The following is a 12,205-nucleotide window of genomic DNA, read 5'->3' on the forward strand; positions in this document are numbered from 1 at the left end:
TGTATTCCTCTTCTTTATGGTGGATTTTCTACTGAGCCGGGGAGGCTTCGGCCTCCCTGTATCCCTTGATGACTTTCTCAATGGCGGTCGGCGTGAGGCGGCCATAGGTGCTTTCGTCAATCATCATGACAGGCGCCAGGGAGCAGCACCCGAGGCAGGCCACTGTCACGAGGGTAAAAAGGCCGTCCTTTGTCGTCTCTTCGGCTTCAACGGAGAGAACATTTTTCAGGCTGTCCAGGACAGTCATCGAGTCGTTCACATGGCAGGCCGTTCCGTCGCACACCCTTATGATATGCTTTCCCGGCGGGGTGAGCCTGAACTGCTTGTAGAAGGTCACCACGCCGTATATCTCGCTTATGGGGATGGAGGTGACGGTGGCGATCTTTTCCATTGCCGCCGCGGGGATATAGGAGTATTCCTCCTGGGCTGCCTGGAGGAGGGGGATGAGGACCCCCTTTTCCCCCCGGTATTTCCAGAGGGCCAGCGAGAACGCCGAGAGGGCGCCTCCGTCTCCGCGTGTTTCCCTGGTGTGGTGTTCTTTTGTTGTGTGCATATGGCATCTCCTTGTTTTGCTGGTGGTATGCTTCAGATCATTATATCACAGGGCACTGGTGTACTCTCAGGACTCCCTCGAGAGGGGCTATGGCACCTCTTACCATTTCATCTATCCGGCCGTAGCTCGGCCCTTCAACGATAAGGGCGAGCTGGTAGGGGCCTTCAAGGGTGGCACACGCTGCCACGCTCTCCAGGGCGGAGACCCGGCGGGATACTGCGTCGAGCCTGCCAGGCTCCACTTCTGCGAAGGCATAGGCTCCGTAAGGGCAGGCTTCGCGGTTCCCCTGCTCCCGGAGAGCCCGCGAGGATACCTGCGAAAAAACCATGGTTCCTATGCCCTTCATGGACCTGAGGGCAGCCGTTTCTTTCCCGAGCTCCTCATCAGTTTTTCCTTTGATGAGGAGGATCAGGTCATAGTCTCCCCTGGTGGTTTCACACTCTGCCACCCTCTCGTCTGCCGAGAGCTTCCCGAATAGGGGGAGAAACTCTGCATCTTCCTTTATCCTGATACAGGCATAACCGGAAGGGGTGCCGGGATTTTTCTGGGTAAGGGTCACGGTAGCATTCCTCCTTGCTGCTTCAACTTTTCTCTCTCCGAGGTGCATGAACTCCCTGCTCACAGGTACCTCCTGTGAACAAAAGAAGATTCTCCTTGAATGGGCTACCTCCTTTTCACTTTCAACAAGAAAATCGGATATTCTGAGTTTATGATGATGACGTCAGGTATGCTCCGGAGTATAAAAAAGGAAGGCCCGGAAGCCTTCCTTCAATGTACCATCAAAATGCCTGTATCAGCTCTTCAGCTTGTCTGCCACGAAATCATAAGCCTTGTGGGCTGCGCCGGCTGCCACATCTCCGAACTGATAGCCGCCCATCATGCCGCAGGCGCCGAAGACCACTGCTCCAATAACTCCGCCCGTGATGCCTGCCGAGCTTGCGGCAGCCATGGTGAGCGAGTGGGTGAAAAGGCCCGAGATGATATTTCCCGTGGCAGCGATGGCGCCGCCAATGGTGAAGCCTCCCACGGCACCGCTGCCCATGCCGAAGCCGGCAAAAAGGGTCTTGCTGAATCCCTTTATGCCCTTCCAGACCTTGTCGTGGGTGCTTTTCTCAGCCTTCTTGAAGCTGTCCTTGGGTGCCGCCTCTTTCTGGGGTGCGGCAGGCGCCTGGTCCTGCGTCTGGCTGAGGGGAACATTCTGACCGGAGATTCTGCCTATTGAGTCCATATTATTCACCCCCGTCGCCAGTGAGCTTGTTTCTTATCGCTATGCCCACTCCTACGGCACCGCCTATGAGGGCGCCCGGAATGGCGGCGACCACTGAGCCGACTCCCTTGCCGAGCTGCCATGAGCCGTAGCCCACACTTGCGCCGCCGGCGAGGATTCCTGCTTTTCCAATGGCAGTCGAGGTGTTGAAAGCAGTGCCCCAGAATCCCAGGAATCCCTTCGATGATGCTGCTGCCTTCAAGAGACCCAGTCCGCCGCCGAGGTAGGCGCCGCCAAGCGCGCCGCCCAGTGCGCCCACGTAGATCCCCAGGCCTGCCAGTGTGAGGCCCGTAAAGCCTCCCAGGGCATGGCTGGAAATGTCAGCGCCTTTTCTTGCGCTGGCCTTCACGTCAGCCCAGAATCCCGTCTCGTTCTTTTCCACAGTGTCCTTCGGTTCAGCCTCTGCAGGAGCATCGGCCATCTTCTTCAGATCCGACGCTTTCTGCGGTGTGGCAGTCTGGCTGAGCATAACCGGTTTCATGTTTACCGCATCCACCCTGATGCACCTCCTTATATATTGATCACTTTTTTACTTCTGTCTCCCCCGGAAGAGGGGAAAGCATGAAATTCCTGAAACCTGACATTTTCATTATGACAGATCCGGAGGCAGACTGTAAAGCATAATTTGTTAACAAAATGTAAACACCTGGAAGCATGGCCGTTACGGTCTGTCCTGGTGCATGAAGATACCCTTGTAAGTGGCTTCTCCTATGGTCTTCTGGAAGATGAACTGGCAGATCTTGGTGCCGGGGTGAAGAGCCAGAGGCATGGGGCTCACGTTGCTCAGCTCGAGCACCTGGTGGTTGTCAATGCCGGGGTGCATGAACGACGCCGTGATATGGACCATGAGGCCCAGCCTTGCAAAACGGCTCCGGCCCTCGAGCCATCCCGAGATATAGGGGGGGAGGGTGATCCGCTCCTCGGTGATGCCAAGGACCGATTCTCCCGGCATCAGCACAAAATAGTCCTTCACCGGGATGAGCTCTGTCACTTCGTTGAAATCCGAGTTGTCGTCAACATGATAAATCTCATGGAGCTTTTTGAAGACACGGAATTCGTTTCCCAGGTGGAGGTCCACGGACCCCGGCCCCACATGCTCAGGGTTAAAAGGGGTAATCACTATGGCTTTCTTCTCTATTTCGGCGAGAATCTCATCATGGGTCAGCACGCACATGGCCATCATCCTTTCGGGCTTCATATATGCTCTGGAGCATAAGAGGGGGTTCAATGAAGCCCGGCCTGTTCCCTTCTCTTTCTGCCGACAGGAAATGAGGGTGTTTTCCCGAACCTCACCTTGGAGAGGGGCAGGGCTATGGAGTGGCAGCTGACGGAACTTGTGCATGATGAGAGAATCCATCCTTTTGTGTACAAGGTGATGGAGCAGGCATCTCTTCACGGAGGGGACGAAAAGGCCCATCATGCGGCAAAGCTCCTGTACCGGGCCGTCCATGCCTTTCGGGGTTTTGTGGCGTGCCGTGGCGAGCAGGCTGAAATCGCGGGAGTGATTTTTTTTACCGCCCCGGAGATCAAGCTTCTCTTCGTCGTCGATGGCCCCCGGGGAAGCGAGATGGCTTCTGCCCTCATTGAAAGGGCTCTCTCGGTGATGAGGGATGAGATGGAATGCCCCTTTATCCTTTTTCCTTTTCCCCGGTGGATTTCCGGCGAGGCCTGTGAGGAATGCCCTCAGATTCTCGCCCGCCATGGCTTTACGGCCCTTTCCAGGGTGCTGATGAAGGCATCTCCTGCGGCGATTGCCTCTTCCGGCAGCAGTGAAGTAAATGGGCAGTCTGGGGGAGAATACCGCATTGAGGCATGGAAGGAAAGCATTCACCGGAGCATCGTGCTCTCTCTCTTAAGAGAATATCCCTGCACTTCCCTTGCATCTCTCTTGAGTGACAGTTCACCCCAGGGGCTTGAGTGGACCGCCTCCCATCTCTTTTCCGATCCTTACGGTGATCCCCTTTTTCTTCCCCCGGAATGCTCATCGGTTGCACTCCATGGAGCCCGGGTCGTGGGAGCCTTTCTTTGCAGCGACTCAGGCCTGATAAGCCTTGTGGTCCTCCATTGCGCCCACAGGAGAAAGGGATTCGCGCGGGCCATGCTTGGCAAGGCTGCCAGGGCCCTGGTGGTGCTTGAAGCGCCAGCTCTTTCCATAACGGTGTCCAGGGAAGATGGGGAAGGCTTCCAATGGGCATGCCGTGCCGGTTTTGAGCCCTGCGAGGAGAGTACCCTTTATCTATGGAAAAAGTAAAGACCAGAACAGAGGAAGTGATGACATGCACATCATGGTCGTGACGGCCGGCAAGAATAAGGGAACCCTTTCACTGCGGATGGGGTTTGTTGACACAAGCGGAGGTAAAGTGCCGATGAAGGTTTCCATCACAGGCATCGGAGGGAAAGAGCCCTTTCTTGTGGCGGAAAAGGAGGGCCTTCGGGAAGAGGCCCCCGTGCAGGCCCGAAATTTTGCGGAGGCGGCAGCCCTGTCCATGGAGAAAATGCTCTCCCCCCAGGGCGGAATAGTGCAGAGCCTGAGGGAGATTGACGCCATGGCCCACCGTTTCGTCCACGGGGGGGAGAAATTCAAGAACCACTGCGTCGTCGATGAGCCCGTGATGGACGGCATAAGGGAGTGCATCCCCCTGGCCCCTCTTGAGAACCCATACAGCCTCATCACTCTCGAGGCATCTCTCGAACTCGCTCCGGGGGTGCTCCACCTTGCCCTTTTCGAGACCTCCTTCCACAGGACTCTTCCTGATTATGCCTATGTGTACGGAATCCCTTATGAATACTATGTGAAGTTCGGGATCCGCCGCTTCGGGTTCCATGGCATGCTTCACCACTTCCTTGCCCTCGAGGCTGAAAAGTTCCTCGCAAGGCCTGCCGCTGAGCTGCGCCTTATCACATGCGTTGCCGGCGAAGGGGCAAGCATGGCTGCCGTCAGGGGCGGCAAATCCATCGACACCTCCATGGGCTTCACCCCCCTGGAAGGGCTCTTCATGGACACAAGATGTGGTGATATTGACCCTTCCATTGTGACGTTCCTTATGGAAAAAAATGGCTTCTCATACCACGAAATCCGGCAGGTGCTGAATGAGAAAAGCGGCCTGGCAGGGATTTCTGGCATATCGGGAAATGCAGATGAGCTTATGGCCGCAGTGGAAGAGGGCAGCTACAAGGCAAAGCTCGCCCTTGACATATTCTGCTACCGCTTTAAGAAGTACGTGGGGGCCTACATCGCAGCGCTGGGAGGGCTCGACGCCCTGGTTGTGACGGGTGATCCCGCCCTTGCATCCTTTGTGGGGAAAAGATGTACTGCCGGGCTTGAGTGCCTGGGCATCAATAGAGACGAAAATAAAGAGCCTTCTGATAGAGCCCCCTGTGATATGGCCTCCCCTGAGAGCGCCGTGAGGATTTTTGTAGTGCCCTGCCAGGAAGAGATGGCTATGGCACGTGAAGCGGAAAAGGTGCTTGAATCACGGGCATGAATCTCCGCTGTTGATATCTTTTATGCCTGTGATGATCCTGTGCAGGGCCTGATGCATGATTTTCCTGTAAAGCTTCTCAAAAGCCCTTCTCTCCTTATCATCCAGTTTATACATGAGTGAGATCCTCGAGAGGGAGAGGGTCCTTATCTCTTCAAACTGTCTCTTGAGTTCCTTTATGAGGGGCACGACTTTTCTCGTGCTGAGAAACTGGAAAAACCGCAGTTTTTCCTCCTCCATGATCCTGTATATCTTCTCCTCGTCGTATGCCTGTGAGAACCTGCCGCTCGTGGCTCCAAGGTCATCGATGTTGTAAAGCGTGGCACCTTCAACGTGCCCTATGAGGGGATCTATGGAGCGCGGAACGGCAAGATCGATAAGCAGGAGGGGCTTTCTGAGGGGGAGGGCAGCCTGAAGAGAGCTTTCTGTGATCAGATGGAAGGGCGCCGCTGCCGATGAGATGACGACATCCACCTCAGGGAGAATGGCCCCCACTTCCTCTATGTGAAGGCTTTTCACCTTGTATTTTTTTCCGAGGATCCGGGCTTTTTCATAGGTCCTGTTGGCAAGGTAGATCTTTCCTGCACCGGCCTGAACTACCGCGCGAAGGGCAAGTGTTCCCGCCGTGCCGGCCCCGATAAGAAGAACTTTTTTGCCGCAGAGGGTGCCAAGAGTCTCAACGGCGAAAGCCACGGCGGCTGAGCTCACCGATGAAAAGCCCTGGTTTATGCCTGTCTCGGCACGAGCCCTTTTTCCTGTTCTTATGGCTCCGAGAAAAAGCTTGTTGATAACCGACAGCGCTGCGTGGCTCTCACGGGCAGCGGCGAGGGCCTGCTTTACCTGCCCCAGGATCTGGGATTCCCCCTTTATCATGGAATCCAGCCCCGAGGCCACTGAAAAGAGGTGCGTCACGGCCGCTGCGCCTTTTTGGAAATAAAAATAAGCTCTCACCTGCTGCCAGGGAACTCCCAGGAGCCGGCACAGCAGCCGGCAGTAGCCCTGGGGACTCCTCGTTCCCTCCGGGGAAACCAGGTAGAACTCTGTCCTGTTGCACGTTGAAAGGAGGGCCCCCTCGGCCACCAGGGGAAGCTTTGCAAGCTCCCTCAGGGAAAGGCCAGTCCCCTCCTGACCAAAGGAAAATATTTCCCTTATCTCGACAGGGGCGTTTTTGTGGTTGATGCCGATAAGGAGAATGTGGTCCATGGCGTACCAGGTTTCATTTCCCTGCGGTTTTTTGCGGGGCTGCAGGCACATCGGCCACCACGCGGGGATTTTCCTGGGGACCTGCAAGCTTTGCCCCCTGGCGGTCTTTCTTCATTCCTAAGATCTTCAGGGTTATCTCCTTCTTGAGGAGCTGGATGGCAAAGGCGGGATCGACCCCCTTGGGGCATGCTTCAGAGCAGGCCCCCGGGAAATGGCACCGCCATATTCCCTGGGGGAAGTCAACAAGGGGGATTCTCTGCTGAAAGCCTTCATCGCGGGAGTCGATGGCATAGCGGTAGCACTGGCCAAGGGCCTGGGCCCCTATGTAGCTCTCGTCGGTTGATGAGGTGGGGCACGCGGCGATGCAGCAGCCGCACTTGATACAGTAAGAGAACTGCAGGTATTGTTCCAGCTCAGCAGGGGTCTGGAGATATTCCGCCGTGGGAGAATCCTGCTCCTCCCAGTTTTCCCTTATGATATGGGGCTTGATATGCTGGTGCTTGTCAAAGAGCTGCGTCAGGTCGGGCACCACATCCCTTATGAGAGGATAGTTGGGGAGAGGTCTGACCTCCACGACGGCCCTGCCCAGCTCCGATATCTGCGTCTGGCAGGCGAGGACGGGCTTCCCGTTCACCAGCATGCCGCATGAGCCGCAGACGCCCATCCTGCAGGATTTCCTGTATGCCAGGGTGTTGTCCTGGGTCTCCTTGATATGCATGAGGCCGTCCAGGACCGTCATGCCCCTCTCCAGGACAAACTGGTATGCCTTCAGGTAAGGTTTCTTGTCCCTGCCTGGATCGTAGCGGAGGACCTTGAAGGTTATCTCCCTGCCGATAAACTGATCGCCCTTATGTTTTTTTTCCATAGTTCTCACACTCACCTGATATATCCTAATATTATCGCAGTCATTCCCCAGAGAAAGAAGATGACGCCTACCGTAGGAAGCACCACTTCGGAGAGATCCTTCAGGAATTTGCTGAGAGGAAGCTCCCTTACGACGGAGCGAAGGCCGTAAAAGCCGTGGAAAAGTGCCGTTGCAAGAAGCAGCACGTAAAGGATCACGTGGAGGATATCTTTTGAGCGCTCCGCCACTGATTCAGCGCTCAGCACGTCGCCCTGCGAGAGGCCCACCGCTTTCATGAGGTCGTCAAGGTGCATGACCGCCATGTGCACGGCGAGGAGGACTATCATGACCACCCCTGCGGCGATGAAAAGGAACCAGAGTTTCGACTCTCTCATACTATTCACCTCTTCATTGGATCAGCATGGGACCCATGATTTCAATGGCGCCATATATGACCAGGATGCCCGTGATGACCATGAGCGCCACCAGGAAGGGGCGCTGGCGGAGAAGGGCAAGGGGATAGGGATACACGGGCATCTTCGGCTTCCCCATCAGGAAGCCGAATTCTCCCACAATGAGCCTGATGCCGTTGATGGCATGGAACACGACGCCGAAGAAGACAATATACTCACCGAACCTGAAGGCCGGCATCTCCAGCATATCCATCAGGATTTTCCAGGTGCCGGGATCGTTCTTGAACCATGTGACCCCGATATGCATGACCAGGTAGAGGAGCACTCCCAGCCCCGTGGCCCTGTGGATTGTATAAAGAAAGCGCTCCAAGCGGTAGGGGCCGCCGTAAATCCATCCGGTGATCCCCATCCTGTTGGGGTGCGTGTGGTAAGATATTCCGGGAGACTTCATGGTGCCCTCCTAATATTTCCTCTCGACAGGCTTCCAGTTGGTTATTGTCACGGGGAGGTAGTCAAAGCGCGGGCCTTCTGGTGAATACCTTGCAAGAGTGTGCTTGAGCCATTTATCATCATCTCTTGAAGAGAAGTCAATCCGTGCGTGACCTCCCCGCGATTCCTCCCTGGTGAGGGCCCCGCTGGCGACAATCTCAGCGACGTCCAGCATGAAGCCGAGCTCTATGGCGAAAAGGAAATCGGTGTTATAGGCCTTGCTCTTGTCATGAACACGGAGCTTTTTATAGCGGTCCTTGAGATCCCTTATCTTTTCAAGCCCTTCCTTCATCGGGCCCGCTTCGCGATATACCCCCAGGCTCACGTCAACGGTGTTCTGAAGGTCCTTCCTTATCTGGTAGGTGTTTTCGCTTCCATCACCTTCATAAAGGCTTTCGTAGAGGAGCTTCCTGTGATCATCCACCTGGCCCTGATCGACCTGGGGCATACCCTCTTTTCCCGACAGATACTTCCAGGTCTCCTCGCCGGTAATCTGGCCGGAGGTGAGGCACTCGGCGGTGGAGTTGGTGCCGAGGCGGTTTCCTCCATGAAGGCTCGCACATGCCGCTTCTCCGGCAGCCCATACGCCCTTCATCGGGGTCCCGTAGTTGCTGTCGGTGTGGATGCCTCCCATCAGGTAATGCCACACGGGGCGGATGGGAATGGGCTCCTCAATGGGATCGATATCCACGAACTTCATCGAGAGCTCGCGGATGAAGCCAAGCCTCTCGTTTATGCATGCTGCGCCGAGGTGGGTGAGATCGAGGTGAATATAATCAAGACCCCGTGGGCCCTTGAATCCTTTCCCCTCCTTTATCTCAGTCATAATCGATCTTGAGACGATATCACGGGGCGCGAGTTCCATGCGGCTGGGGGCGTAACGCTCCATGAAGCGCTCCCCCTTGCTGTTTTTAAGGAAGCCGCCTTCACCGCGGCATGCCTCTGTCATGAGGACTCCCGAGGGAATGAGGCCTGTGGGATGGAACTGGATGAACTCCATGTCCTTGAGGGGAATGCCTGCCCGGTAAGCCATTGCGCAGCCGTCACCCGTGCAGCTGTATGAGTAGGTGGTAAAACCGGAGACGCGGCCTATTCCTCCTGAGGCAATGATAAGGGCTTTCCCCTGCAGGGTGATGAACTCGCCGCTTGTCATGTCGATGGCGGTGATGCCGCAGAAGGAGCCGTCGCGGTGAATTATCGAGGTGGCGAACCACTCATCGTAGCGCGTCACGTTGTCAAAGCGCGTGAGGGTGTCATAGAGGGTCTGCATCTCGAAAAAGCCGGTCTTGTCGGAGGCATAGACGGCTCTCGGGAAGCTGTGGCCCCCGAAAGGCCGCTGGTCGATGCGGCCGTCTTCACGCCTGCTCCATGGGATCCCCCAGTGCTCCAGCTTCTTGATCTCGAGCGGCATAAGGCGCACAAAGCGGTCCACCACGTCCTGGTCGGCCAGAAAGTCGCTGCCCTTCACGGTGTCCCAGGCATGGAGCTCTAGAGTGTCGCCCTCTTCAGGGCGGAGCACTGCAGCGGTGCCTCCTTCGGCGCCGACTGAGTGGGAACGCATGAGCTGTACCTTCGAGATGAGGGCAATATCAGCCTTTCCCTTGCTCCTGATGCTTATTTCAAGTGCTGCACGCAGTCCCGCTATCCCTGTGCCTAAAATAAGCACATCATGGGTAAACATTTGTCCCATAAGTGCCACCTCGCTTCTCGCGATTATTTATTATCTATAGTTTCTCAGAGAGGTGGCCTTGATCCTTTTTTATTCTGAAAGGTTCTCCGGAGGGGGAGAAGGAGGCGTCGTGTCGGCAGGCACGGCTTCGCTCTGCTTTTTGCAGTCCTCGTTGATCAATGCAATCATTGCAGTGATCCATTTCCAGTGGCGTATTGCGTGGGTGATGACAAAGATAGTGAGGATAAGGCCGAACCAGACATGGATCTTCAAGAGCATCTTGAAAGGCGGCATGATGGGGTGGCGGAGGAACTCAAAGAGATCCCGCGGGTGAGGCCCCGGCCGGGAGAAGAGCATCATTATTCCCGACGAGGCTACGATGGAAAAGATCAGTGCCATAATGCCGTTCATGATAAAATCGACTTTGTCGTTTTTCATAAGGGTTCACTCCTTTTTTGAGATCATGATGGATTCAGATATATTTTACCTTAAAGGGCATGGAAGAGGCAAGGGAAAAAGAGAGGAAAATAGAATCTCTTGATCATGCATATCCTGCTTGTCGCCCAGAATATCAATGAACAGACCAACCAGGAGCTTGCCACGCCTTTCGGGCTCCTCTGCCTGATTGCCTACGTGAAAAAGCATATGGGCGACACAGTCTGTTTTACCCTTGTGGACGGCCTCTCTGAGATCCCCGATGACCGCTACGACATGGCAGGAATCTCCTCGATGAGCCTCTATTATCCAAGGGCGCTGGCACTGGCGACAAGGTTGAAGAAGGAGCATGGAATCCCCGTCATACTGGGGGGTCCCCATGCCACCCATATGCACCATGTGCTCGATAGAGTCTTTGATGTCGCCGTCATAGGAGAAGGGGAGGAGACTTTCCTTGAGCTCGTCAGGCTTTTGGACGCCAAGGGAAGGTATGAGCCCCATGATCTGGCCCTGATAAAAGGGATTGCCTACCAGGAGGAGGGGGCTTTCGTGAGCACGCCCCCCCGGCCTCTCATTGAGCCTCTCGACAGCCTTCCTTTCCCGGACCGCTCCCACTGGGACCTCAAGGGGAGGATAAAGTGGGTCATAAGCTCACGGGGATGCCCCTACGGGTGCATTTTCTGCTCAATCGCCCGTTCAAAATACCGGCAGACTTCCGTCGATTACTTTGTAGAGGAGGTAAAGTACCTGAAAAATACTTACCACAGCGATATTATTGCGGTGCAGGACGACCTCTTCTGCGCAAGCAAAACCCGCCTGGCGGCCGTCGTGGAGGGCCTTGAAAGGGAAGGGCTCAGGGGCAGGGTGGGCTTCGGCGTCTCCATGAGGGCCGATCTACTGGATGAGGAGTCAGTGAAGCTTCTCAAGGCAATGAAGGTCCTCAAGGTCTTTGTCGGGGCCGAGTCAGGGTCAGAGCCCATTCTCCAGTATTACAAGGATGGAAAGCTCAGCGTCGCGGAGATTCAGCATGCCCTTGATCTCTGCTTCGAATATGATATCAAGGTGGAAGGCTCTTTTATCATAGGGGCTCCCGGGGAGACCGCCGAAGATCTCATGGCGACATACCGCTTTACTTTTGATAATTATAAGGCAGGAAAGCTCGGATTTGCCGCCATCAACATTCTCACGCCGTACCCCGGGAGCAAGGTCTGGGAATATGCGGCATCCCGGGGCCTTGTTTCCGATACCATGGACTGGACCCGCCTGGACCTGAACCTTCGCAATTTTGATCCCTACCGCTGCGTCTATCTCAACGAAAAAATACCTCTCGTGGAGTTTGTGGACTACCTCGAGATATTCGAGGAACTCAATGCCATCACGACGGGCGCGGGTCTTCCCAACGTGAAGGGGAAGGCATGGGCATCGAGGCTTGACAGGGAGAGGATTAACAAATTCAAGGCCGAACCGGCGGCTCGGGAATAAATAAAAGAGGGACCTGCGGTCCCTCTTTTATCCTACTGAAAGAAAATTCTAGAAGAGGTTTCTCCCTGCCATGTAGCCGAGGCCTCCGCCAAGAAGGGTTCCCAGCAGTCCGCCCGTTGTGGAGCCGCCGCCGAGCCCGTAGCCAAGGAAGCCGCCGAGGCCGGCGCCGAGCACTCCGCCTGTGAGGCCTCCCATGTTGCTCCCGTAGTTGCTGCCATAGTTGCAGTTGCCGGGGTAGCCGAGCATCGAGGTGCCGAGGCCGCCGTAACCCGTGTTGTATCCGGGCATATAGTTATACATGTTGCTGCTGGGATAGCCCATCATGCTGGTGCTCATCCCGCCGCCATAGCCGCCGTAATTGGGCATGT

The 12,205-nt window shown here is 55.6% G+C and carries 15 protein-coding genes; 3 read left to right on the top strand and 12 right to left on the bottom strand.

The genetic code is table 11. The features are described 5' to 3' along the window. Positions 1–28 precede the first annotated feature (28 nt). The 5 genes from nuoE to dcd form a co-directional block, all read right to left on the bottom strand. Complete coding sequence (gene nuoE / locus RDV48_16215) at positions 29–553, bottom strand: NADH-quinone oxidoreductase subunit NuoE (protein ID MDQ7824348.1); 525 nt, start codon at positions 551–553, stop codon at positions 29–31. A 40-nt stretch (positions 554–593) separates the two neighbouring features. Then, positions 594–1,175 (bottom strand): Lrp/AsnC ligand binding domain-containing protein, encoded by a 582-nt coding sequence (locus RDV48_16220; GenBank protein ID MDQ7824349.1) that lies wholly within the window; start codon positions 1,173–1,175, stop codon positions 594–596. A gap of 171 nt (positions 1,176–1,346) precedes the next feature. After that, entirely contained in the window at positions 1,347–1,781 is a 435-nt protein-coding gene (locus tag RDV48_16225) for a hypothetical protein (GenBank protein ID MDQ7824350.1), read from the bottom strand. A 1-nt stretch (position 1,782) separates the two neighbouring features. After that, positions 1,783–2,316: a hypothetical protein gene (locus RDV48_16230; protein ID MDQ7824351.1), complete on the bottom strand. Its 534-nt coding sequence runs from the start codon at positions 2,314–2,316 to the stop codon at positions 1,783–1,785. A 165-nt stretch (positions 2,317–2,481) separates the two neighbouring features. After that, positions 2,482–2,994, bottom strand: a complete 513-nt coding sequence (dcd, locus tag RDV48_16235) for a dCTP deaminase (protein MDQ7824352.1) — start codon at positions 2,992–2,994, stop codon at positions 2,482–2,484. 138 nt (positions 2,995–3,132) lie between these two features. On the opposite strand from dcd, the gene RDV48_16240 reads away from it, so the two are divergent. Beyond that, a complete protein-coding gene (locus RDV48_16240) occupies positions 3,133–4,071 on the top strand; it encodes a hypothetical protein (protein ID MDQ7824353.1) in 939 nt (312 codons plus the stop codon). Between the two features lie 25 nt (positions 4,072–4,096). Further along, positions 4,097–5,305, top strand: a complete 1,209-nt coding sequence (locus tag RDV48_16245) for an acetate/propionate family kinase (GenBank protein MDQ7824354.1) — start codon at positions 4,097–4,099, stop codon at positions 5,303–5,305. Here RDV48_16245 and hemA read toward each other — a convergent pair. From hemA to RDV48_16275, 6 genes are all read right to left on the bottom strand, one after another. Beyond that, the gene (hemA, locus tag RDV48_16250) at positions 5,294–6,505 is read right to left on the bottom strand and encodes a glutamyl-tRNA reductase (protein MDQ7824355.1); all 1,212 of its coding nucleotides are present in this window, start codon (positions 6,503–6,505) and stop codon (positions 5,294–5,296) included. The genes RDV48_16245 and hemA overlap by 12 nt on opposite strands. A gap of 13 nt (positions 6,506–6,518) precedes the next feature. Further along, a complete protein-coding gene (locus RDV48_16255) occupies positions 6,519–7,370 on the bottom strand; it encodes a succinate dehydrogenase iron-sulfur subunit (GenBank protein ID MDQ7824356.1) in 852 nt (283 codons plus the stop codon). Positions 7,371–7,381: 11 nt separating this feature from the next. Further along, complete coding sequence (locus RDV48_16260) at positions 7,382–7,744, bottom strand: hypothetical protein (protein MDQ7824357.1); 363 nt, start codon at positions 7,742–7,744, stop codon at positions 7,382–7,384. Between the two features lie 13 nt (positions 7,745–7,757). After that, positions 7,758–8,213: a hypothetical protein gene (locus RDV48_16265; GenBank protein ID MDQ7824358.1), complete on the bottom strand. Its 456-nt coding sequence runs from the start codon at positions 8,211–8,213 to the stop codon at positions 7,758–7,760. A gap of 9 nt (positions 8,214–8,222) precedes the next feature. Further along, on the bottom strand, positions 8,223–9,941 hold the full coding sequence (locus RDV48_16270; GenBank protein MDQ7824359.1) for a succinate dehydrogenase/fumarate reductase flavoprotein subunit: 1,719 nt from the start codon (positions 9,939–9,941) through the stop codon (positions 8,223–8,225). A 69-nt stretch (positions 9,942–10,010) separates the two neighbouring features. Then, on the bottom strand, positions 10,011–10,358 hold the full coding sequence (locus tag RDV48_16275) for a DUF4405 domain-containing protein (protein ID MDQ7824360.1): 348 nt from the start codon (positions 10,356–10,358) through the stop codon (positions 10,011–10,013). 105 nt (positions 10,359–10,463) lie between these two features. Here RDV48_16275 and RDV48_16280 point away from each other — a divergent pair, with 105 nt between their 5' ends. Continuing rightward, positions 10,464–11,837 (top strand): radical SAM protein, encoded by a 1,374-nt coding sequence (locus tag RDV48_16280; GenBank protein MDQ7824361.1) that lies wholly within the window; start codon positions 10,464–10,466, stop codon positions 11,835–11,837. Positions 11,838–11,885: 48 nt separating this feature from the next. Here RDV48_16280 and RDV48_16285 read toward each other — a convergent pair. Then, a partial coding sequence (locus RDV48_16285; GenBank protein MDQ7824362.1) for a hypothetical protein occupies positions 11,886–12,205 on the bottom strand: 320 nt, incomplete at its 5' end.

The organism is Candidatus Eremiobacterota bacterium (assembly GCA_031082125.1).
GTDB lineage: Bacteria > Vulcanimicrobiota > CADAWZ01 > CADAWZ01 > Ess09-12 > Ess09-12.